The 20,152-nt window shown below is 67.9% G+C and carries 23 protein-coding genes and 1 pseudogene; 12 read left to right on the forward strand and 12 right to left on the reverse strand.

Annotated features, from left to right (window positions below):
• Positions 1-29 precede the first annotated feature (29 nt).
• From AB0I29_RS24850 to AB0I29_RS24875, 6 genes are all read right to left on the reverse strand, one after another.
• Positions 30-896 (reverse strand): helix-turn-helix transcriptional regulator, encoded by an 867-nt coding sequence (locus AB0I29_RS24850; RefSeq protein ID WP_357486649.1) that lies wholly within the window; start codon positions 894-896, stop codon positions 30-32.
• Positions 897-972: 76 nt separating this feature from the next.
• Complete coding sequence (locus AB0I29_RS24855; RefSeq protein ID WP_285105549.1) at positions 973-1,674, reverse strand: hypothetical protein; 702 nt, start codon at positions 1,672-1,674, stop codon at positions 973-975.
• Positions 1,671-2,264 carry a SigE family RNA polymerase sigma factor gene (locus AB0I29_RS24860; RefSeq protein WP_357486652.1) on the reverse strand — a complete coding sequence of 198 codons (594 nt, stop codon included), beginning with the start codon at positions 2,262-2,264 and terminating at the stop codon, positions 1,671-1,673. Before AB0I29_RS24860 ends, AB0I29_RS24855 begins: the two co-directional genes overlap by 4 nt.
• The gene (locus AB0I29_RS24865) at positions 2,261-3,367 is read right to left on the reverse strand and encodes an amidoligase family protein (protein WP_357486654.1); all 1,107 of its coding nucleotides are present in this window, start codon (positions 3,365-3,367) and stop codon (positions 2,261-2,263) included. The genes AB0I29_RS24860 and AB0I29_RS24865 overlap by 4 nt, the downstream gene beginning before the upstream one ends.
• A gap of 3 nt (positions 3,368-3,370) precedes the next feature.
• Positions 3,371-3,916 carry a hypothetical protein gene (locus AB0I29_RS24870; protein WP_357486656.1) on the reverse strand — a complete coding sequence of 182 codons (546 nt, stop codon included), beginning with the start codon at positions 3,914-3,916 and terminating at the stop codon, positions 3,371-3,373.
• A 119-nt stretch (positions 3,917-4,035) separates the two neighbouring features.
• Positions 4,036-4,686 (reverse strand): TetR/AcrR family transcriptional regulator, encoded by a 651-nt coding sequence (locus AB0I29_RS24875; protein ID WP_357486658.1) that lies wholly within the window; start codon positions 4,684-4,686, stop codon positions 4,036-4,038.
• A 116-nt stretch (positions 4,687-4,802) separates the two neighbouring features.
• Here AB0I29_RS24875 and AB0I29_RS24880 point away from each other — a divergent pair, with 116 nt between their 5' ends.
• Both AB0I29_RS24880 and AB0I29_RS24885 read left to right on the forward strand, forming a co-directional pair.
• Positions 4,803-5,780: a chlorophyllase gene (locus AB0I29_RS24880; RefSeq protein ID WP_357486660.1), complete on the forward strand. Its 978-nt coding sequence runs from the start codon at positions 4,803-4,805 to the stop codon at positions 5,778-5,780.
• Positions 5,781-5,899: 119 nt separating this feature from the next.
• Positions 5,900-6,847, forward strand: coding sequence for a helix-turn-helix domain-containing protein (locus AB0I29_RS24885; RefSeq protein WP_357486661.1), 948 nt, complete (start codon positions 5,900-5,902; stop codon positions 6,845-6,847).
• 33 nt (positions 6,848-6,880) lie between these two features.
• Here the strand turns inward: AB0I29_RS24885 and AB0I29_RS24890 are convergent, their stop codons facing one another.
• The gene (locus tag AB0I29_RS24890) at positions 6,881-7,888 is read right to left on the reverse strand and encodes a zinc-dependent alcohol dehydrogenase family protein (RefSeq protein WP_357486662.1); all 1,008 of its coding nucleotides are present in this window, start codon (positions 7,886-7,888) and stop codon (positions 6,881-6,883) included.
• A gap of 484 nt (positions 7,889-8,372) precedes the next feature.
• Here AB0I29_RS24890 and AB0I29_RS24895 point away from each other — a divergent pair, with 484 nt between their 5' ends.
• From AB0I29_RS24895 to AB0I29_RS24930, 8 genes are all read left to right on the forward strand, one after another.
• Entirely contained in the window at positions 8,373-8,591 is a 219-nt protein-coding gene (locus tag AB0I29_RS24895; RefSeq protein WP_357486663.1) for a hypothetical protein, read from the forward strand.
• A gap of 297 nt (positions 8,592-8,888) precedes the next feature.
• Positions 8,889-9,902, forward strand: coding sequence for a type II CAAX endopeptidase family protein (locus tag AB0I29_RS24900; RefSeq protein ID WP_357486664.1), 1,014 nt, complete (start codon positions 8,889-8,891; stop codon positions 9,900-9,902).
• A 258-nt stretch (positions 9,903-10,160) separates the two neighbouring features.
• On the forward strand, positions 10,161-11,030 hold the full coding sequence (locus AB0I29_RS24905) for a type II CAAX endopeptidase family protein (protein WP_285105531.1): 870 nt from the start codon (positions 10,161-10,163) through the stop codon (positions 11,028-11,030).
• A gap of 53 nt (positions 11,031-11,083) precedes the next feature.
• Positions 11,084-11,800 carry a nuclear transport factor 2 family protein gene (locus AB0I29_RS24910; protein ID WP_357486665.1) on the forward strand — a complete coding sequence of 239 codons (717 nt, stop codon included), beginning with the start codon at positions 11,084-11,086 and terminating at the stop codon, positions 11,798-11,800.
• 40 nt (positions 11,801-11,840) lie between these two features.
• Complete coding sequence (locus AB0I29_RS24915) at positions 11,841-12,173, forward strand: GNAT family N-acetyltransferase (protein WP_357486666.1); 333 nt, start codon at positions 11,841-11,843, stop codon at positions 12,171-12,173.
• Positions 12,174-12,276: 103 nt separating this feature from the next.
• On the forward strand, positions 12,277-13,500 hold the full coding sequence (locus tag AB0I29_RS24920) for a low temperature requirement protein A (RefSeq protein ID WP_357486668.1): 1,224 nt from the start codon (positions 12,277-12,279) through the stop codon (positions 13,498-13,500).
• 205 nt (positions 13,501-13,705) lie between these two features.
• Positions 13,706-14,374: a hypothetical protein gene (locus AB0I29_RS24925; RefSeq protein ID WP_357486670.1), complete on the forward strand. Its 669-nt coding sequence runs from the start codon at positions 13,706-13,708 to the stop codon at positions 14,372-14,374.
• Between the two features lie 72 nt (positions 14,375-14,446).
• Positions 14,447-14,668: an NmrA family NAD(P)-binding protein gene (locus tag AB0I29_RS24930; protein WP_357486727.1), complete on the forward strand. Its 222-nt coding sequence runs from the start codon at positions 14,447-14,449 to the stop codon at positions 14,666-14,668.
• On the opposite strand, the pseudogene AB0I29_RS24935 reads toward AB0I29_RS24930, so the two are convergent.
• Positions 14,629-14,913 (reverse strand): annotated as a pseudogene (locus AB0I29_RS24935) (NmrA family NAD(P)-binding protein); the annotation flags it as partial. The gene AB0I29_RS24930 and the pseudogene AB0I29_RS24935 overlap by 40 nt on opposite strands.
• On the opposite strand from AB0I29_RS24935, the gene AB0I29_RS24940 reads away from it, so the two are divergent.
• Positions 14,875-15,018 (forward strand): TetR family transcriptional regulator, encoded by a 144-nt coding sequence (locus AB0I29_RS24940; RefSeq protein ID WP_357486672.1) that lies wholly within the window; start codon positions 14,875-14,877, stop codon positions 15,016-15,018. The pseudogene AB0I29_RS24935 and the gene AB0I29_RS24940 overlap by 39 nt on opposite strands.
• Before the next feature lie 1,284 nt (positions 15,019-16,302).
• Here the strand turns inward: AB0I29_RS24940 and AB0I29_RS24945 are convergent.
• The 4 genes from AB0I29_RS24945 to AB0I29_RS24960 form a co-directional block, all read right to left on the reverse strand.
• Positions 16,303-17,292, reverse strand: a complete 990-nt coding sequence (locus AB0I29_RS24945) for a caspase family protein (RefSeq protein ID WP_357486674.1) — start codon at positions 17,290-17,292, stop codon at positions 16,303-16,305.
• Positions 17,293-17,294: 2 nt separating this feature from the next.
• On the reverse strand, positions 17,295-17,666 hold the full coding sequence (locus AB0I29_RS24950) for a TIR domain-containing protein (protein ID WP_357486676.1): 372 nt from the start codon (positions 17,664-17,666) through the stop codon (positions 17,295-17,297).
• A gap of 283 nt (positions 17,667-17,949) precedes the next feature.
• A complete protein-coding gene (locus AB0I29_RS24955; protein WP_357486678.1) occupies positions 17,950-18,630 on the reverse strand; it encodes an HAD family hydrolase in 681 nt (226 codons plus the stop codon).
• A complete protein-coding gene (locus tag AB0I29_RS24960; RefSeq protein WP_357486680.1) occupies positions 18,627-19,472 on the reverse strand; it encodes a winged helix-turn-helix domain-containing protein in 846 nt (281 codons plus the stop codon). The genes AB0I29_RS24955 and AB0I29_RS24960 overlap by 4 nt, the downstream gene beginning before the upstream one ends.
• A 139-nt stretch (positions 19,473-19,611) precedes the next feature.
• Here AB0I29_RS24960 and AB0I29_RS24965 point away from each other — a divergent pair, with 139 nt between their 5' ends.
• On the forward strand, positions 19,612-20,049 hold the full coding sequence (locus AB0I29_RS24965) for a plasmid replication, integration and excision activator (RefSeq protein ID WP_357486682.1): 438 nt from the start codon (positions 19,612-19,614) through the stop codon (positions 20,047-20,049).
• Positions 20,050-20,152: the final 103 nt, after the last annotated feature.

A 20,152-nucleotide genomic window follows, 5' to 3' on the forward strand; every position in this document is an offset into this window, starting at 1 on the left:
GGGCGAGGCACCTGCCCGCTCGGTGCCGTTCACACTCGGAGCGCGGTCGAAACGGCTGGCTCAGCCGTCCTGGCGCGGGACATGAGACGCAGCTTCTCCGCCGACGGAGACCCGCGGTCCGCGCTGTACACGATGACGGTCTGCCCGTTGTCCGCGGGCAGGGGGAGCGCCTCGTAGTTGAGGCGCAGCTCTCCGACGTCCTCGTTGAAGAAGAGCTTGACGCCGTGCGTGTGCTCGAAGAGCCGGTAGTCGCCCCAGTACCGGGCGAACTCGTCCGACGCCACGGTGAGGTGGTCGACCAGAGCAGCGAGGTAGTCGTTGGAGCCGGCGGCAGCCGCGTTGCGCAGGATCGCAACCATCTGCGGGGCGATCTCGTCCCAGTTCCGGTAGACCACCCGGGCTCGCGGACTCAGGAACATCCAGCGGGCCATGTTGCGCTCGCCGGACGGCATGGCATCAAAATCGTCCAGCAGGAGTGCGCCGGCCCGGTTGATGCCCAGCACCTCCAGGTGCGGCCCATGAATGACGGCCGGTACCGGGTCGAGTGCCTCGATCATCGAGAGCAGAGCTGGCCTGGCGCGCATCGTGATGGGCGGAATCCGCCGGGTATGGATGCTGTCGGGGTTGAGGAGCGCGCGCAGGTGCAGTCGCTCCAGCCGGTCCAGCCGTAGCGCGCGCTCAACCGCCTCCAGCACCTGTTCGGAGACGTTCCCGACACGCCCCTGCTCCAGCTTGACGTAGTAGTCGACGCTGACCCCGGCCAGGATCGCGACCTCCTCGCGGCGCAGTCCCGGGACCCGTCTGCTCGCGGTGGCCGGGGGCAGCCCGACGTCCTCGGGCTCAAGCGCGGCACGACGCGACGTCAGGAAGTCGCGTAGCGGGTGATCGGTCCTCATCGCCTCAGTATCCGCCCACAGGGCCAGATCTGGCGGCCGGGGTGTGCTGGGACGACGTGCGGGTGGGGGCGCGAGGTCAGGGCAGCGGGAGCGGCTTCCCAGCGAGCAAGATCTCCCCGGCGCGGACCTTGGCCTCCATCTCGTCGACGTTCCACAGGGCGCTCAACGCAGCGAGGTCCTCAGACGTGTAGCCGGAGTCGATGAACGCCTGACTCGACGCGATCTCCTCCGCCGACGGCTGGGACGTGGTGTGCGTACCCGGCTTGAACGGGAGCCGCTCGCCGTCCAGGACCATCTGGCCGGCGCGGGCCTTGACCTCGATGATGTCGACTGACCAGAGCTCCGCCAGCTCCACCTGGTCCTCCGCGCTGTACCCGGCATCCCAGAACGCGTCGTGCTGCTCGCGCGTGTAGCCGTCGGGCATCGAGGACCAGTCGACGCCGACGGCGTGCGCGACGCCGTCGACCGCGGCGGCGAAGTCCGTGTACGGGTTGGCCGCAGCGGTGGCGCCCGCTCCGACCATGCCCAAGGCCGACGCGACCACGCCGGTGACCGCGATGGTTCCCGCGCGCCGGGCGAACGGGGTGACGAGGCCGCTCCGGGCGTCGGCCGCCTCGATCCGCGCGGCGATCCGCAGCGCGACGGCCGCGGTGTCGGCGGCATCGGGCTCACGGGAGCGCAGGGCTGCCGCGATGCGCTCGGCGAGGTCGTCGTGCCGGTCGTCGCCCCCCGGCCGGGGTCCGGGCACCGGCGTACCGGTGCGGCGGTCCTGGGTCATCGCGTCTCCATGAAGGTCGGGTCGGTGTGCCGCAGGGTGGCCAGAGCCCGCGCGGCGTGGGAGCGGACGGTGGCCGGCGAGGTGCCGAGCACCGTCGCGATCTCGGCGTCGGCCAGCCCTTCGTAGTACCGCAGCACCAGCACTGCACGCTGGCGCGCCGGGAGCCGGGCCAGACGCTGCCACATGGCGTCCTGCTGGGCGAGGTTCTCCGCGGGGTCGCCGCTGGCACCGGCGTGGTCGACCAGGGCGTCGTCGGCGGTGGGCCGGATCATGCGCACGTGCCAGTGCCGCCGCCACGACAGGTGCTCGTTGGTGACCATGCGCCGCAGGTACAGGTCGGGCCGGTCGGTCAGGGTGATGCGGTGCCACCGCTGGTGGGCCCGCAGCAGCACCTCCTGGACGAGGTCCGCGGCGGTGTGCTGGTCACCGACCAGCACCGTCGCGTAGCGAACCAGGCCAGGCAGGTGCGTCCGCACCAGCTCCTCCAGCGATCGGGCCGGGGCGGGGTGGGCGCCGTCCTGCGCAGGCGCGGGCGCCGCCCGCGGCGTGGGCGCGCTGTCCGTGCCGGCGGTCTCGAGCCAGATGGTCATCGGTCGGCACCCGTCGTCGTCAGCGCCAGCAGCGCCCCTGCCGGATCGTGGGCCGCCGCGCCGCCGGGCCGTGGTACCGGGGCGTCGTCGAGGCATCTGCGCACCAGGTGCTCCACGAGCGCGGTACGTCTCACGATGTCGGAGGCCTCCAGCGCCCCGGGCAGGATCCTGACCTCGACCGTGTCCCGGACGGGGTGCGGGGTGACGAGCTGGGTGAGGTTCACGTCGGCGTACTTGGTCAGGCCGATCCCGCGTGCGGCCGCGGCCAGCTCGCCCCAGGACTGGTCGCCTCGCTCCACGAGCCGGAGCAGCTCCGCGGGCAGCGGCGCCAGACGGCGGCACGCCTCGTTGGTGCCCAGCACCTCCCACAGCGGTTCGCGCCAGTACCCGAACAGGCGGACCAGGTTGGCGAACGGCGCGGACCGCCGGAACGACGCACCGTCCAGGTGCAGGTGGACGGCCGCCTCGGCGGGCACCGTGAAGCCGAGGCCCCGCGCGGTGCCCAGCAGCTCGTCGAGCACCTCGCCGTGGTTCTCGACGATCGGCGGGGTGACGACCTCGCAGGGCCGCTCGCGCCCGGCCGGCAGCGGCATGGCGACAGCGACGGTGGCCCCCGCGCTGTCGTTCACCCGCGCCGCTCCGCCCATCACTTCCACGCGGGTGCCGAACAGCTCGGCGACCGGTGCCAGCACGTCGGGCAGGGTGGCGTCCGGATCGGTGGACCGCTCGACCAGGCGCAGCAGGCGGGGCTCGTCGCACAGCACCCGGTACCACCCGCGGTGCCCGGGCCGGGTGGTCGTGCCGGCCAGGTCGGACACGAGGGTGATGTCGTCCACGAGGCGCACGACGTGGGCGCCGGCGCCGTCGACCACGTCGAACGCGGGCGACAGGTGCCGGAACACGCCCACGCCCGGCACCGCCGACGGCTCGCTGTCGGTATGGAAGGACCGGCGCACCCGGCCGCCGCGGCGGCTCGCGAGAGCGTCCGCGAGCACCTGCCGGTCGGAACCGGCGGGCGCGAGCAGCTCCACCTCGAAGCCGATACGCAGCGTGAGGGTGTTGATGGTCGCCTCCTGGCGAGTCGTCGGCGGTGCCGGGCGCAAGGGTCAGCTACCGGACGTCGTGGCGGCGTCCAGGGGCAGCTCCTCGCCGTCGAGCACCATCTGGCCGGCGCGTGCCTTGGTCTCCACGAACTCGGTGTCCCACAGCGCGCTCAGCGTGTCGACGTCCTCGGACGTGTAGCCGGCGTCGAGAAACGCGACGATCGCCGCCTGCTCGCCCGCCGTCGGCTCCGGCGTCGTGTGCGTGCCGGGCCCGAATGGCAACTGCTCGCCGTCGAGGATCATCTGGCCGGCGCGGGACTTGGTCTCGGTCTCGTCGAGCGACCAGAGCGCCTGCAGCTCGACCAGGTCCTCACCGCTGTACTCGGCGCCCCAGAAGGCCTCGTACTGCGCCTGGGTGTAGCCGTCGGGCATGTCGGACCAGTCGACGCCGGCGGCGTGCACCGCGGTGCCGACCGCCTGACCGAAGGCCGAGGCCGGGTTGGCCGCGGCGACGAAGCCGGCACTGCCGACGCACAGGGTGGTGGCCGCGACGCCGATGGCGGTGAGGCGGAAGGTCGTGGAGCGAACGGTGCTGGGGATGCTGGTCACGTGGATCTCCAGGAGAGTCGGATGTGCTTGCCCCCTTAAGACGCCGCTCACCGCCGAGATGTGGAGTCCGGCCGGCCACTACTTTCGAGATCGACCTGTGCCGCAGCCCCATGGTGGGGTCACATCTTGTCGCGCGGCGGTTTGCGGTCGCCTTCCGGAGCGATGGTGCCCGGGTCGCGGTCGTGTCGTGCCCCGGTGAGCACCCCGGTCACCAGAAGGGTGGCCAGGCGGGCGGCGTCGTAGCGGGGGTCGTTACCGGCGCCGATGCAGAGGTTGCCGATGCCGCGCATGAGCATGTACCCGGACAGCCGCCCGGACGCCTCCGGCTCGAGTGCGGCGTCGAGCAGGGCGTCGCAGACCGGGACGAGCCGGTCGACGAAGTAGTGGTGCAGGGTGTTCACGCCCTCCGTGTCGGACCCGAGAGCACCGGCGAGCCCGTGCTTGGTCACGAGGAAGTCGACGAAGCCGGCCACCCATCGCTGGAGAGCGACCCCGGGGTCGCCGGACTCGCGCAGGAGTGCAGGGCCTGCTTCGGCCAGCGCTTCCACCTGGTGCTGATACACCGCCGCCACCAGGGCGGGGCGGGTGGGGAAGTGCCGGTAGATCGTCCCCATGCCCACCCCCGCGCGTTCAGCGATCAGCCGCACGGGCGCATCGACGCCGGACGTCACGAAGACAGCGGCGGCGGCCTCCAGCAGGGCCTGTTCGTTGCGCTGGGCATCGACGCGCTTGGCGCGGGGTGTCGAGCCAGCAGGACCGGCAGTCGTCATGGGGACCCTTCGTCGAGACTTGCAAACCGGAGCGCTGCTCCGTATCCTTTCGGAGCGGCGCTCCGCTTAGATTGTGCTCGGCGGAGGCCTCGAACGCAAAGGACGTGTGATCTCCCGTGACTGCTGCTCCAGCGACGACCGACACCCCGGTCGTCCGCGCCCTCGACGCCGTCGTCGGCGCCGGTGATCCGGTCGTCTCGGTCGCCCCGGTGCGCCTCGACGCGCCGGGCAGAGCGCTCCCCCTCGACGTGCGCGTCTCTGCCCCTGTGACCGGGCAGCGCCTGCCGGTGCTGCTGTTCTCCCACGGCAACGGGTGGTCGCTCGACGGATACGCACCCCTGACGGCCTTCTGGGCGTCTCGTGGGTTCGTCGTCGTCCAGCCGACGCACCTGGACTCCCGTCGTGACGGCATCGGGTTCGACGACCCCCGGTTCGGCGAGGTCTGGACCGAGCGGCGCGCCGACCTCGTGCGGGCCATGGACCAGCTCGAGACGATCGAACGTGCGGTGCCAGGCCTTGCCGGGCGGGTCGACCGGCGCCGGGTGGTCGCTGCCGGACACTCCTGGGGCGCCCAGACCGTGCAGATGCTGCTCGGCGCCCGCGTGCTCGACGCCGCGGGCCAGGCCGCCCAGGACTACGCGGACCGGCGTGTGCAGGCAGGCGTGCTGCTGGCCGCGACCGGGATCGGGGGCGAGGAGCTGCACCCGTTCGCCCAGGAGCACTTCCCGTTCATGAACCCGTCGTTCAGCGAGCTGACCACGCCCACACTCGTGGTGGCCGGTGACCACGACCAGTCGAAGATGTCCAGCCGCGGCCCGGACTGGTTCACCGACGCCTACACCCACAGCCCGGGCGCCACCGACCTGCTGACCCTGTTCGACGCCGAGCACTCCCTGGGCGGCATCCCGAGCTGGGAGGCTGCCGAGACCACCGACGAGAACCCGGAACGCGTCGCGGTCCTGCAGCGACTGACGACCACCTACCTGCGCAGCGTTCTGGACCCCGCCGATACCGGATGGGCGAAAGCCGCCGCAGCACTGGCCGAGACCGGCGCGACACTCGGCCACATCGACAGCAAGCGGCCCGTGATCTGAGCCGCATCATCCCTGCTGCGCTGCGCCGCCCCGAGGCGGGTAGGCGCGGCTGACAATAATGCGCCTGGGTGCGAGGGTAATGACAAGGTCGGTACGCGTCGACCAGATCGGAGTCGGCTGTGCAGCGACCGCATCAGGTGGTGGTCCTCGTGCTCGACGGGGCGCGCCCTCTGGACGTCGGGATCCCGGCGGAGGTGTTCCATCCGGAGTCCGGGTTCCCCTACGAGGTATCAGCCTGCGGCGTCACCGCCGGAACGGTGACAACCCACGGAGACTTCGGTTTCACGGTCCCGCGGGGCCTGGAGGCACTGGCCGACGCGGACACGATCATCGTCCCGGGGTACGTCCCGGCCGGTCGGCCGATACCGGTGGAGGTGCACGAAGCGCTTCGGACCGCCGCGTCCCGCGGGGCGCGCATCGCGTCGATCTGCTACGGCGCGTTCGCCCTCGCGGATGCCGGCCTGCTCGACGGCTTGCGCGCGACGACGCACTGGGACGCCGCGGAGAAGCTCGCGGAGCAGCACCCGCAGATCACGGTCGAGCCGAACGTGCTCTTCGTCGACGAGGGATCCATCCTCACCTCAGCGGGTGCCGCCGCCGGACTCGACCTGTGCCTGCACATCGTCCGGCGCGACCTCGGCGTGAGCCAGGCGACAGAGATCGCACGAGGACTCGTCACCGCGCCCTACCGGAACGGGGGCCAGGCCCAGTACCTGCCGAAGACCAGCCCGGCGGTCCATGGCGAGACCCTCGCGGCGACGCGCGAATGGGCCATGGCGCGGCTCGACCAGCAGCTCACGGTCGCCGAGCTCGCCGCACACGCACGGCTTTCGCCCCGCACGTTCCTGCGCCGCTTCGCCGAAGAGACCGGCAACACGCCGATGCAGTGGATCCTCCGGGCGCGGGTCGACACCGCCCGCGAGCTCCTGGAGAGCACCAGGCTGTCGATCGACCGCATCGCGGACCAGGTCGGCCTGGGAACCGGATCGAACCTCCGGCTGCACTTCCGCCGGCTCCTGGACGTGTCCCCCTCGGAGTACCGCGCCACCTTCGCCGGGCGGAGCTGACCACCGCGATCGGCGCCCAGGCTGCTCGTTCTGCTACGAGATCCGAGGGGGAAGCGCGACCGTCTCGCCCGCCACATCGATCGCGACCTTGCCGTGCAGTGCGTACGACCGCCTGTTCTCCAGGAGCTCGTGAGCCTCGCCGATCCGGGCGAGCGGAAGAGTCGCACCGATGACCGGCCTGACCAGGCCACGCTCGACCAGCGTGGTGAGCGCGTCCAGCTTTCCTCGGTTCTGTCGCGTGAAGACGAAGTGATAGGCGGCGTTCCTGCCCCACGCCTCGATGAGGTTCTGCGGCTGCGCGAGGTCGACGATGCTCACGACGCGTCCGGCATCAGCGAGCGTCAGTGGGCTCCTGGTGAGCGTGTCGCCACCGATCGTGTCCAGGACGACATCGACCCCCTTGCCTCGCGCCAGCTCGGCCACCGCACCCACGTAGTCCGTCGAGGTGTAGTCGATCACCGTGTCCGCTCCGAGAGAGCGCACGAACTCGTGCTCGCTGGCTCTGGCGGTCGTGATCACCCGTGCGCCCATCGCCTTCGCGACCTGGATCGCGATCGTGCCGACACCGCCCGCGCCCCCATGGACGAGGACCGTCTCCCCCACGGTGAGCTGAGCTCGCGTCACCAGGGCCTCCCAGACCGTCCCGCCGACGAGAGTCAGGCTCGCCGCCTCCAGGTGACTGATGTTCTGCGGCTTGTGGCCGACGAGGTCGACGTCGGCGACGTGCTGCTCGGCGTAGGAGCCGGGACCGCCGAAGATCCTGGGGGTGTAGTAGACCTCGTCGCCTGCACGGAACTCTGTCACGTGGGAGCCGACCTCCTCGATCACGCCGGAGATGTCGTGCCCGATGACCGCCGGGAGCGGCACATGGTCCGCGTAGTCTCCGCGACGGATCTGAAAGTCGAGCGGGTTGACGGCAGTCGCATGGACGCGCACCCGCACCTGGCGGGGTCCGACCTCCGGCACGGAGACATCGCGCAGCTCGAAGGCATCGACCCCTCCGAATCGGGTGAGCACAACGGCCTTCATCAGATCAGTCATGTGGGTGTTCCTCATCGTGGTCCTGAGTTCGCGACGCGCGCGGATGAGCAGTTCTCATTCAGGGTCGCGTGCACGATCAACGGACGCCAGAGGCGGCTCTGCCACTATCCGCGAGGATAGTGACACGCCTGCCGTGCGGTGCCTCGTAGCGGACCTCCTCATGCCAGCGGGTCCGATCGCGTAGCGATCGGGTACGTCACCTCGCGCCCGGTCGGGCTCGTCGAGGCGACATCCCGCACAGGTCGCGTTGATGCGTCGGGACAGCCGTAGCGTGGTGCGGCCTTCCGCTGCCGGCGACGAGGCGGTGGCACGCTCGGGCGGGCTGCTCATCCTCTCGGGTGAGGGGCATGACCCATGTCATGGGTGGGGTGTGCAATGCACCGGGAAGGCGATGACAGGCCGACACTTCTGGGCGGAGCTCGCGAGCGGTGGACTGGAGTCAGGACCGGGGACCACCCGACGGCCGCAACCGCAGGAGCACATCATGGACCTCGTCGAAACCCTCCAGAACCTCCTCGGGCAGGTGCCCGAGCTCGTCCAGCCGCTCATCGTCGCGATCGCCGGCAACTTCCTCGTCGTGACCGTCCTGGTGCTGCTCAGCTCCGGCGCGCGCCGCGCGAAGTTCCAGCGCGCCTACGAACGCTACGGCGTGCCCGGTCGGGAACCCTTGGGCGGAGAGGTATCGACGCGGGGCGCCTGCTGATCGATAGACAGTTCTTATCGTCCGGCGTCGGGACAAGTCTTGGACGTCTGCCGGACGCCCGCCATAGCGTCGTGCCACGCCGCGGGAAGGGCTCCGGCCCACTCCGTCGACGCCGGTTCGTCGTGCCTGGAACAGGTCCCGGCCGGCGTGACCACACGGCCTCCGGCAGCCTGCCAAGGAGATCCATCATGAACAACACCGTGATCGGGCGCGTCACTATCCTCGCGAATATTGGCAGTGCCACCTCTGGAATGTGTGGAACGAGCGCACAACGCTTAGCGGAACTGGTCTCAGAGCGTGTGCTCCACCTCAGATGCAACTGGCTCCTCGACGGCATCGGCGTCTGACGACTTACGCCATACCGACCTCGCGTCCACCCATGAAGAACAGAGAGAGAACATGATGGAACACCCCATCACGCCTGTGGAGTATCACCGCGGGCTCGTCAGCGACAAACGCCGTATCGGACGAGGCGTCCTCGCAATCGCCCTCCTTGTCGGAGGCATGCAGTTCTTCATTCTTGCGCTCGCGATCATCGCCACCCTCATTGACACGGCAATCGGCACGGAGGCCAGGCCGGGGTACACGCCGCTCGTCAACGCTGTCGGTGCGTTCTCCGTGGCACTGCTGATCCCGTGGAGCATGCTGATCCAGCGCTGGCTCTACGGCGTGCGGGGCGGGTCGCTGTCGTCGGTGCTGTCGCACTTCCGCTTCGACATCTTCGGCCGCGCCCTCGTGATCCTCCTTCCGGTGACCGTCCTGTTCCAGATCGTGTACTACCAGACGCCGTTGCCGCAGACGACCTGGACATGGGACGACACGCTCCTTCTCACCGCCACGGCACTCGCCCTGACGCCGTTCCAGGCCGCCGGCGAGGAATACGGCTTCCGCGGTCTCATCCTCCGCGTCGTCGGCAGCTGGACGCACAGTGCGCGCCTCGGACTCGTGCTCGCCATCATCATCTCGAGCGTGCTCTTCGCGCTGGTCCACGTCTCCACGAGCGGGTTGCTGAACCTCTGGTACATCGTCTTCGCGGCCGGCACCGCGTGGATCACCTGGCGTACCGGCGGGCTCGAGATCGCCGTCGTGCTCCATGCGGTGTACAACACCACCCAGTTCGTCATCGACGCCGCGCTCCAGGTGGACCCCACCGTGGCCACCGACCGCTCCGCCGCCGCGATCGACCTGACCGCCCTCATCCCTGTTCCGCTCATCATCGGCGCCGTCATCGTCGTGGCGATCCGTACGCGACACACGGGGACGGTCCTGACGCCGGCGTCGGCAGAGGCTCCGCAGACCTCGATGGTCTAGCACCGTCGAACGTTTGTGTTTGCCCCCACGGCAGATTGTCTACTCACGAGCGGATCACTCGACCCGTCCTCAGGAAAGGTTGTTCATCGTGCGCACACCAGAGGCCGTCACAGGCGGCGACAAGGGGTCGCTCTCGTCGGGAGCCGGACAGTGACGGGGCCCGCAGACCAGGGCTACGCACGTCCCGTTCGCGCCGGTGATGCAGAGGTCGCGCTGCCTGGGACATCGCCCGACCGGCCGTTCGGTGTCCACTTCCGGATGTCGCGCTGGAAGTCCCTGGTCGTCCTGGTCGCGGTACCGGTGATATTGCTCCTGGTCCAGATCATCGTGTTCCAACCGGTCGTCCTGATCGAGGGGCCGGCAGATCCGAACAAGCCTGCACTCACACCGCTCACGATCGTCGCGACGGGACTGAGCACCGCCATCACCGCGTTGCTCGCGACGGTGCTGGTCGCGAGGATGGCGAAGGTGCCGTGGCGTGCGGTGTTCCGGCACACCCGTACCTTCGACTGGCGACGCGTCGGGGTCTATCTCCTGGGATCCGCGGTCCTGGTCGGTCTCGCCGGCATCGTGACAACACTCGTCGCGCCGGGGTCTACCGGACGGGGGGCGTTCGAGATCGGAGCGACTACCATCGCCACTCTCGTCGCCACTCTTCTCTTCACTCCTCTGCAGTCCGCAGGTGAGGAAATTGCCTTCCGAGGAGCGGTGATCCCCGCCGCCGGCTCCTGGTTCCGCAGCGTCCGGCTTGCCATGGTGTTCGGCATCGTCGTCTCTGGGGCGCTCTTCGCAGCGGTTCACGTGTCCCTGGACCCGTGGCTCGTCAGCTATCTGTTCGTCTTCTCCGCGTGCACGGCGATCATGGGTCTGATCAGCGGCGGGCTGGAAGCCGCGATTGCCTTCCACGTCTCCAACAACGTTGTCGCCGGGATCGTGAATGCCCTCTTCGCAGGCGGCGGCTCGTCGGTGATCGACCGCGGCGTCGGATCCGGGCCGGGCCCCTCCCTCATCATCCTCATGGTGATGAACGTCCTGGTCGTCGTCATGGTCTGGCTCGTGGAGCGCGCCAAGCGTTCGAGCTCGGTTCGGACCGGGGGAGAGCCTGCAAGGCGCTCCGGGTCGCTCTGACGTGAGCAGTCAACTCAGTACCGGAGCTGCCGGTATCGAGAGGAAGGATCGTCATGACCGTGCCGATGGTCGGCAAGACCTACCGGTTTGACATGGGGTGGCTGAGGATGCGGTTCACCTTCAGCTCATCGTCGCAGGGCAGGTTCGTCGTGGAGGAAGGCGGTGGGCTCACACCGAACGGCCACGCCGAGACCGTCGCCCTCGATCTGAAGGAGATCCGCGACGATCTCTACCTGAACTCGTGGGCCGAGGCGTGCGGCACGACAGTGACCCACGTGGTGGATCTCGCGAACGCGACGGTGTACTCCAACGTCACCGTCGACGGCACGCTGTACAACTTCGTCGGAACCATCACCGAGGTGACCGACGTCCCCGTCGCCGACCGCAGCGCCGTCGGTAGTGGCAAGACCGAGCGCACCACCGAGATCGTGCTCACCGCGCTGCGAGAACTCTTCGCCGAGAGGGACCTCACCGGGGTGTATCGCTACGGGGCAGAGCCGTATGCACGGCACAGCCCTCAGGCGTCCGATGGTCTGGAGATGCTGCGCCCCGCCGCGCCCGGTCTGCGGGGATCCACCTGGGACCTACAACGCATCGCGGCCCAGGATGATCTCGTCTTCACCCACAGCATCGTCCACGGATGGGCGCCCGGCCCGGTGGTGATCGTCGACATCTTCCGCCTGGAGAACGGTCGCATCGTCGAGCACTGGGACGTCGTGCAGGACCTCGTCTCGACCGGGTTCACGGCCAGCGGGCACCCCGTGGCGTGAACCTGTGCACGCCACTGCCCACAACGAGAGGACCACAGCGATGAACGATCAGAGCCAGTACGAAGCGACCGTCCGCGACAACCCCGACGAGACCCGCTTCGACGTCTTCGTCGACGACACCCACGCCGGGTTCTCCGTCTACAAGGACATCGGCGAGACGCAGCGCATCTTCTACCACACGGTCGTCTTCGAAGAGTTCGGCGGCCGAGGCCTGGCCGGCACCCTCACCCGCACCGCACTGAGCACCAGCGTCCAGGCCGGGCACCGCATCGTCGCCGTCTGCCCCTACGTGAAGAAATGGCTCGCCACGCACCACGACTTCGACGACGCCACCGACCCCGTGGGCCGGGAGCACGTCCGCGCCCTGCGCTGAACCACGCACCATCTGAACCACGCACCACCCGAACCGGGCACAAGAACGCGCCAGGCTGCCCGCCACGACACCTGTCGAGCTTGCGACATGAAGGACCGCGACGATGACCAGACCCTCTCCCCCGGCGAGCAGGTTCCGCCTCGTCCCGATGGCACCGCGCGACCCGCGCGAACCGGGCCGGTCGGCCAGCGTGCTCGAGCTGTTCTTCGACCTCGTCTTCGTCGTCGCGGTCAGCATCGCCTCGGTCCAGCTCCACCACGCCCTGACCGAGGGACACGTGCTCGACGGCCTGGCCACCTACGGTCTGGTGTTCTTCGGGATCTGGTGGGCCTGGATGAACTTCACCTGGTTCGCCACCTCGTTCGACACCGACGACTGGCTCTACCGCGTGCTGACCATCGTGCAGATGGCCGGCGTGCTCGTGCTCGCCACGGGAATCGAGCCCGCCTTCACCGACCAGGACTACACCCTGCCGGTCATCGGCTACGTGGTCATGCGCCTGGCCATGGTCGCCCAGTGGCTGCGGGCCGCCCGCTCGCACCCGTCCGTGCGCCGCACCGCGCAGGTCTACGCGGCGGGTATCGCCGCCGTCCAGGTCCTCTGGCTGGCCCAGCTCGCCCTGCCCGAAGCACCGGGCATGATCATGCTGGTGCTGCTCATCGGCGCCGAGGTCACGGTCCCCGTGATCGCTCAACGGCGTGGCAGCGCCCCGTGGCACCCGCACCACATCACCGAGCGCTACGGCCTGTTCACGCTCATCCTGCTCGGCGAGAGCCTGCTCGCCTCCGCCAACGCGATCATCGAGGCCGTCCATGACACCGACACCCTCGGACCGCTGATCTCGATCGCCGCGCTCACGTTCGTCGCAACCGGTGCCCTGTGGTGGATCTACTTCTGGCCGCCGCACCACCGGGCCATCACCGGTGCCGGCGGATCACTGCGCTACGCCTACGTCCACTACCTCGTGTTCGCCGCCGCCGGCGCGCTCTCCGCAGGCATCGAGGTCGAGATCGACGCCCTGACCGGACACAGTGAACTCAGCAGCCTGGCGGCCTCCTTCACCGTGACCGTTCCCATCGCGGTCTTCCTTGCCGGGACGTGGTGGATCGCGATCCGTGACCACGCGGACCCGCTCGTCAACACCGTCGTCCCGGTGGCCGCGGTCCTGGTCCTGTGCGACCCGGTGATCCCCGTCCCGGTCAGCCTGACCGCCGCCATCCTCGTGGTCGTCGTCATCGTCCTGGTCCTCCACCCGCCGGTGAGCTCGACGGCTCCACCGCCTTCAGATGCGGCACGCACGTGGCGCCGTGGTCCGGCGCGCACGTGACGCCCCCTCCCAGGATCACGAGCCGACCAGCAAGTGGACGTTGCTTCTCCGGAGCTGGCCGTGCTGTCCCAGCCGGGCGCACAGCTCGACGTGCTGCACCGCGCACGCCAGATCGTCACGGGACCCGAATGAAACACGTGAGCGCGGGTATGGGGAACGCGCCGCGGTGAGTCGCCGCTGCAGAAGCATGAAGGAGACCGGAGCCATGACCGCACGCTGGAACGACCGCCGCCTCGTCAAGCGCGTGAAGCCGGGCGACGGGCGGCAGCTGGCCCCGTTCCGTTGGTGGCAGATGACGCGGCGGTCGGTGCTGTCGATCGCCCTGCCCACTGACCCGGCGACGCCTGGAGGCGAGACGTCGGTGTACACGATCGAGGTCAAGCACGGCGGCGATCCTGAGACGTGGGAGGTGTTGGCAGGCCTCTACCGCGACGGCCGGCACGTAGCCGAATCGAAAGTGCCGGCGCTCTTCCCCGTCCCGGGCGGGCACATCGACGTGCGCACGAGCGAGGCGGGGATGCGTCGAGCGCACTTCGTCGCCGACGACGGCACGGAGCATCGACTGGAGCCAGACCCGAAGTCCGCAGAGGGGCGCCGTATGCGTTTCGCGCGCGAGCATCCTGCCGCGAGCGGGCTCATGGGCGCCGTCTCTATCATCTTGCTGCTCATCGGCATCGGCCTGAACCTCTTGCAGCTCGCGGAGCCGCTCTCCGAGATTCCACCCATCGCGGACACGATCGGCACGTTCGTGTCTCCCGTGCATCTGCCGCTGTGGCTCAACGTCGCGCTCGGCTTCGGCGCTGCCGTAGGCGCCACCGAACGCGCTCTGCGGATGCGATACCACTGGCTGCTCGACAGCGGTGCCGGCATCTGAACCAGGGACACGCTCTTCGAGCCCTGCCACCTGTCGAACGGGCATGGAGGAGCACCCATGCCCACCGCACCAATGCCCCAAGACACCGCACCCGTGCTGGTCACTGGCGCCACCAGCAAGCAGGGCGGCGCGACCACTCGCGCACTCCTCGCCGCCGGAGTTCCAGTGCGCGCCCTGGTGCGTGACGTAGCCACCGACCGGGCCCGAGCGCTCGAGGCACTGGGCGTCGAGCTGGTCACCGGACGGACGATGGTGCTGGCGATGCCCAGACGCCGGACACGGTCCTCGACATGACTCTTGACTTCGAAGTGGCGCACGCCTGTCGGTGTCGGTCCGGCGGCGATCATCGAACAGTAGAATAGATGGTTCACACCGCTGGGCTCGGCGGCTTCGGCCGCGGTGGTGCCGTAGCGGATCTCGCCGTCATGGCTCAGTCCGGCTCCCACGTGGCCCGAGCTTGACTGGACGCTGAAGACGCCGTGGACGCCGTGGAAAGCCGCATGCAGCGACGCCGGGTCTGCGAGGTCTCCGAGGACGATCTCGGCGCCGGCGGCCTGGACGTGCCTCTCCGGGAGATCGCCCGGCGTGCCGAGGTCGGTGCGGCCACGGTCTACCGGCACTTCGCGACCAAGGGGCTCGCCTGAATGACGGGACGGGGTACCCCGGGAGTACCCGAGACGCGGAGAACGCCCTCCTAGGCAACAAAGAAACCCCGCTCGGCCGGAGCATCTGCCCTGGTCAAGCGGGGTTTCCGTCTGTGGAGCTAGGGGGATTCGAACCCCCGACCTTCTCATTGCGAAGGATGGCGGGGCCTGCCTTAACGACTGCTGGAGCCATTTCCCGGGTGCATGTCGTGCATCCGAAACACCGTGGTCGCCAGTCGGGGGTGCGCGGGGGGTGCACGAAAATCGGCGCTGTTATCGCGGGTTTGTGGCTCGACTTCTGCCCATAGGCGGTCTTCGTGGGGTCCCTGTCCCTCCGGCATCCGGCGGCGCGGGGCACGTCTCGGACATCGGTTCTGCTGGCAGTGCAACAGGTCCCGCCCGTCCAGCTCGTGGTGCGGTGGTGCTCCTGGTCGGCGGGACCTGTTGCACTACCGGCGGGTTCGGTGTCAGGGTCCCGGTCAAGCCGATGGATGCCGGAGGGACAGGGGCACCACGGGCGTTTCCCTGCCCCTCTGGTGTTCGGTTGGTGCCCGCCGGAGGCACTGCCTGTGGGTCGGACGCTGTCCGGGTCCTTACCCTCGGATCAGGCTGCTGAGCCCGACGAGCAGTAGCACGACTGCGGTGAGGCCCGACCAGAACAGCAGGTTGCGACGGATGCGCCTGTCCTGCTTCTGGTCCTCGGTTTCCATGCGGCCGATGGTGCCACCCGTGCGTGCACGTGCCCATGTAAGCAAGGGGTGATCTATCGAGGGACGGTCTCGACTACTGAGTCGGGACCGTCTCTTGTCATGTCTGGGGCCGGTAGGCCGTCGGGGTGCGGTGGGGTCGCGCGTAGGGCGCGGAGCGCCCGGAGCGCGGGGGTCCCCATCGCGGGCCCCCGCCGGCCGGACGGCCCCGCGCGCCGGAGCCGCGCCTTGAGCCAGTAAAGAAAGTCCTCACAGGCCAGTCACGCGGGTAGATCAACGAGGCCTCTTCGCGTCGCTCCCTGTAAGCCGTTTCTCAAGGACCGGCAGATAACGCTGGACCTGCTCTCGATCACTCTCCTTCTCAGACTCCGACAATTCTGCGTAGGGAGTTCTCAGCTGGATCGTCCACTTGCGGACGAGCTCTGCGGGAATCGTCAGCGATCCATCCGCACCAGGCGTGCATCTCTCATGCAAATACTGCTGCCAGTGAGCCCATCGCTCGTGCTCTATCTCTGCCAATTCCTCGACGAGCCGCTTGTCACGAAGCGATCGAAGCAGTTTGTCATTCGACGACATATCAGATGAGCCCCTCCGAAACAAGCTTCCAGTAGTGCTGTCCGAGCACAGTCAGTTCGCATGACTTACTGCCCATAGCAGCATGCCACATGTGCGGAGCATCGACTGGCCGAACGAGGTTTACCCGCACATACTTCTGCAGAACCTGAAAAATCGCGTTCTTCTCAGGGTCGGGAGGCGGAATCGACGGATCATTCTCCTGGCCCGGAGATCGCTCAGGCTCGTAAGCCGGATCGAGCAAGAAATCGTGATCGGCAGTCGGAAAGTGCGTAGTCAGCGCCTGTAGATCTGCGAGGGCTATCGGCGGATCGACCTTGCGGAGCGAGACAAACTTCTTGACGTTTGTCTTGAACACTGGTCGCTGAGCCCATGTACCAAGCGACTGGTCGATGTGCGCGTAGACACTGCCGGGCGTGATATCCCCCACGAGGTTTGCTGCGGCGCCGTTTAGGGCATCGACGAACAACCTTGTAAAGACGCCCGATCCGTCACCTGTTTCTAGCGCATATTGCGTTGCGGTCGAGGCAGTAAGAATGGTCACACCGTCCGATATTTCGGTCATCGTACGGGCTATCGCATTACTGCCGGCACTTCCCCCGTGACAACTGTCGAGAATAATCACCTTGTTCTTGGCGCTCGACTGGTTCGCGAAGGTCATCACTTCGCTCAGCGCTAACCCATCATCACCATCGACAGAGTCGCTCGTGCACAGGTACCCTCCCGTGTCCTCCAGGTAGCCATGTCCGGCGAAGTAGAAGAGCGCGACATCAGAATCGTCAACGAAGAGCTCCCTTACAGCGCTCTTGAGTTCTGTCTTGGTGACCGGCTGGGTATCATTGGTGCCGATCAGAACGTTTGGCGTGGGAAAGTTGAGCGTACCGTCAGCATTGCGCTCCAGCACGCCTCGAACGGCGAGAGCGTCGTTGACACAGCCGCCTAGATTTGTGATGTGGGAATAGTAGTCGATCCCAACGATCAGGGCTTTGCGCATGTTTAGAGGGAGTCGATAAAAGCGGCGATGTTGGTGTCGCTCCACACAACGGTGGAGACACCACTGATAGAGGTGCGGTCGTCCGTGTATGCCCAGACTCCAAGGATCGGCTTCTCCTCCTCCTTCGCGCATTCGATCTCCCACTTCTGCCCGCTTGAAGTAAGAGAGTTCTTGCTGACGAGCACGATAACTCCGTGCGACCGCCGAATGCGCGTCCGGACTCGGTCCTTCCAGTTGGAGTCGTACGGTTCCTTGACTGACATGTCGATGAACTCATACGGCGCACGAGCATTGAGCGACTGCCCCTTAAGAAAGTCGCGCTGACGCTCATCCTCAATTGCGAACGCGATGAATACGACCTTGCTTTGCGTCATGGCATCTCCCTTGATGGCTCAGGACTATTAATGCGGTCACGGCCGCGCAATGAGGCTACGCCGCGCAGATCGCCCGACCAAGGGTCCATCGACTAGTTCACCCTCTGGGTATGGGGTGAACTAGGAGTCGACCCCTGCCACGTCCTAGTGCTGAATCACCGAACTGGGTAGACGATTATGCGCATGCATCGGAATTGCACACTGGAGAACCGTGACCGTCCGACGATTCTTTGCGACCGGGTCCGGCTCGGACCGGCCACGCCGCTGACGCCTGAAGTCCTAGCTAGATCGTGGGGATCGTGGCACCAATCTCCGCGACATCGGCGGTCACAGCGTCCGCGCCAGCTTCCCGCAGCTCATCGCCTCGGCGCGGTGTCTTGGCGTAGCCGATGCAGGGCATGCCGACCGCTCGTGAGACCTCAACGTCAGAGACGGAGTCGCCGATGAACACGGCTCGGTTGGGCTCGGTGCGGAGGAGTCGGAGCGCCTCGTCCACGGTGTACGTGTTGGGCTTCATGAGGTCGGGCCTGCCCGTTGGCCGGCCGATCACTGCGACGACATGGGAGGCCAGCGACCAACGTTCGAGGTAGGCGCGGATCGCGACCTCGGCATTGTTGCTCACGATGAGCACGGGCTTGCCACTCCGGCGGCATTTGGCGAGGAGGTCGTGCGCGCCGTGGGTCGGCTCAGCGGTGGATGCCGCGGCGGTCTCGGCGCCGTCGCATAGGGCCTCGACCTCGGCCAAGACGTGGGGCGCGTTGGCGGCAGCCCATCGGAGAACGGCGAGGTGGTCGCTGGTGGTGCCGATGCGCTCGTCTAGGGTGATGCCGTGCGCGAGCAGCGGTGCCCGTGCCGCGTCCGCCACTTCGAGGTTTGCGGGTGCGGGGATCAGCGGCGTGACAGGTCCGTCGAAGTCCAGCAAGACCGCATCGGCTGCGGCGAGCAGCTCGGCCGCGTGGCTCACGAGGTGGCCTTGGTCGCGATGGTCTCCCACACACTGTCGAACCAGAGGCGTGCCTGCGCGACGAACTGGGTACCGAGCGACTCAGCGTCGCCGTCGTCGGCGTAGTGGAACAGCTCGGCGTCCTTGCCGAGCGAGTCGTAGGTGGCGAGTCGGTCGTCTCCGTCTCTGACCTCGTGCTCGCGGACGGGGTAGAAGCCGAAGAACACGTCGGTGTTGCTGAGAATGTAGGCCTTGAACAGCGGGGCGGATCCGTGGACTCGGGCCTCGACGGTGGCACTCCGGACGAGGCCGAGGTCTTGCAGTTCCTCGACGCTGTCGCGGATCGCTCCGAGGTGGCGGGTGCTGATCGCGGCCATGCGTGCGCGGGCTCGTGCACTGTCGGCCTCGTCACCGGATACGGCGACGGGCAGCGCGAGGGGGCGCGTCATGTCCGGCAGGAGGACGCGTAACCGGATTTCGCGAGGCGTTAAGCGTCCGCTTCGGATCTTGTCGAGCGGTTCGGTGATCGCGCCGTGCAGCGTCTCTGAGGTGTACCCGACGAAGTCGATGGTGACCGTCTCTGCCTCGAAAATGCGCTCGATGTGCGGGCGCAGTCCGGCAGGCCGTGCGGCTCGTTCGCGTACGAAGACGCCGCTCCCCTGGCGGGAGACGGTCAGGCCTTCATCGCGGACGATGCGCAGGGCTTGCTGCACGGTCATCCGCGCGACGCCGAACATCGTCGCCAGGTCGTTCTGGGACGGCAACTGCTCACCGGGCTGGAACTCGCGCCGGAGGATCGCTGCACGAAGTGCCGCCGCCACCTGCTGGTAGGGCGGGCGCGGGTCGTCCGGGTCCAGTTCCATACCTCCAATCGTAGCGACATGGCCAACCCGGCTAACCAAGTTCGTCTCCGCCTCTTGACATGGCTAGCCAGGCTGGTGCAATCTCTTGCTGTACAGCCTGGCTAGCCAAGCTAGTCACGACGACCAAGGAGATGCAGACATGGCGATGCAGCGACGGTTTGCGGTGGCTCACGAGGACGTCTTCCCCAAGGGCGCGTTCTTGAAGGGTGAGGTCGAGCCGGTGGCCGACTTCAACGGCCCCAAGCGGGAGGACGGTTCGCGTCCCCAGCAGCTCGACAAGGACACGGGTCTGCCGCTGTGGCAGGTGGTGGTCCTGGACGCTGACGAGGAGGCCGGGAAGAAGGACACGGCCGTGACGGTGAAGATCGCGGCGAAGTACCAGCCGGTTCCCCCTGCGAACAAGACGCCGTTCCCGTGGACGCCGATCGAGTTCGTGGGCCTGACGGCGCTGCCGTACGTGGACGACAACGGCACCCGGCCGCGCCTGGCGTGGTCGTACAAGGCCGACGACCTGTGCGAGCCCGGCAAGGCCGACGTCGCCACGCCTGCCCGCCCGGACGCCGGTAAGGCTGCCTGACCTTCCACGGCTAGCACCCCGGGGGGCGGGCGTACTGATTCCCGCCCCCCAGCTCGGCCCGGCACGGGCCACCACCCGCACCACCGATACGGGAACGGAGAAG

Source organism: Promicromonospora sp. NPDC050262 (assembly GCF_040655935.1).
Classification (GTDB): Bacteria; Actinomycetota; Actinomycetes; order Actinomycetales; family Cellulomonadaceae; genus Promicromonospora.

What these genes read in the sequence shown, in the direction of transcription:
- AB0I29_RS24850 (WP_357486649.1), bottom strand. Translation starts at nt 896, where the DNA reads ATGAGGACCGATCACCCGCTACGCGACTTCCTGACGTCGCGTCGTGCC.
- AB0I29_RS24855 (WP_285105549.1), bottom strand. Translation starts at nt 1,674, where the DNA reads ATGACCCAGGACCGCCGCACCGGTACGCCGGTGCCCGGACCCCGGCCG.
- AB0I29_RS24860 (WP_357486652.1), bottom strand. Translation starts at nt 2,264, where the DNA reads ATGACCATCTGGCTCGAGACCGCCGGCACGGACAGCGCGCCCACGCCG.
- AB0I29_RS24875 (WP_357486658.1), bottom strand. Translation starts at nt 4,686, where the DNA reads ATGACGACTGCCGGTCCTGCTGGCTCGACACCCCGCGCCAAGCGCGTC.
- AB0I29_RS24890 (WP_357486662.1), bottom strand. Translation starts at nt 7,888, where the DNA reads ATGACTGATCTGATGAAGGCCGTTGTGCTCACCCGATTCGGAGGGGTC.
- AB0I29_RS24895 (WP_357486663.1), top strand. Translation starts at nt 8,373, where the DNA reads ATGGACCTCGTCGAAACCCTCCAGAACCTCCTCGGGCAGGTGCCCGAG.
- AB0I29_RS24905 (WP_285105531.1), top strand. Translation starts at nt 10,161, where the DNA reads ATGTCGCGCTGGAAGTCCCTGGTCGTCCTGGTCGCGGTACCGGTGATA.
- AB0I29_RS24910 (WP_357486665.1), top strand. Translation starts at nt 11,084, where the DNA reads ATGACCGTGCCGATGGTCGGCAAGACCTACCGGTTTGACATGGGGTGG.
- AB0I29_RS24915 (WP_357486666.1), top strand. Translation starts at nt 11,841, where the DNA reads ATGAACGATCAGAGCCAGTACGAAGCGACCGTCCGCGACAACCCCGAC.
- AB0I29_RS24920 (WP_357486668.1), top strand. Translation starts at nt 12,277, where the DNA reads ATGACCAGACCCTCTCCCCCGGCGAGCAGGTTCCGCCTCGTCCCGATG.
- AB0I29_RS24925 (WP_357486670.1), top strand. Translation starts at nt 13,706, where the DNA reads ATGACCGCACGCTGGAACGACCGCCGCCTCGTCAAGCGCGTGAAGCCG.
- AB0I29_RS24930 (WP_357486727.1), top strand. Translation starts at nt 14,447, where the DNA reads ATGCCCCAAGACACCGCACCCGTGCTGGTCACTGGCGCCACCAGCAAG.
- AB0I29_RS24940 (WP_357486672.1), top strand. Translation starts at nt 14,875, where the DNA reads ATGCAGCGACGCCGGGTCTGCGAGGTCTCCGAGGACGATCTCGGCGCC.
- AB0I29_RS24945 (WP_357486674.1), bottom strand. Translation starts at nt 17,292, where the DNA reads ATGCGCAAAGCCCTGATCGTTGGGATCGACTACTATTCCCACATCACA.
- AB0I29_RS24950 (WP_357486676.1), bottom strand. Translation starts at nt 17,666, where the DNA reads ATGACGCAAAGCAAGGTCGTATTCATCGCGTTCGCAATTGAGGATGAG.
- AB0I29_RS24960 (WP_357486680.1), bottom strand. Translation starts at nt 19,472, where the DNA reads ATGGAACTGGACCCGGACGACCCGCGCCCGCCCTACCAGCAGGTGGCG.
- AB0I29_RS24965 (WP_357486682.1), top strand. Translation starts at nt 19,612, where the DNA reads ATGGCGATGCAGCGACGGTTTGCGGTGGCTCACGAGGACGTCTTCCCC.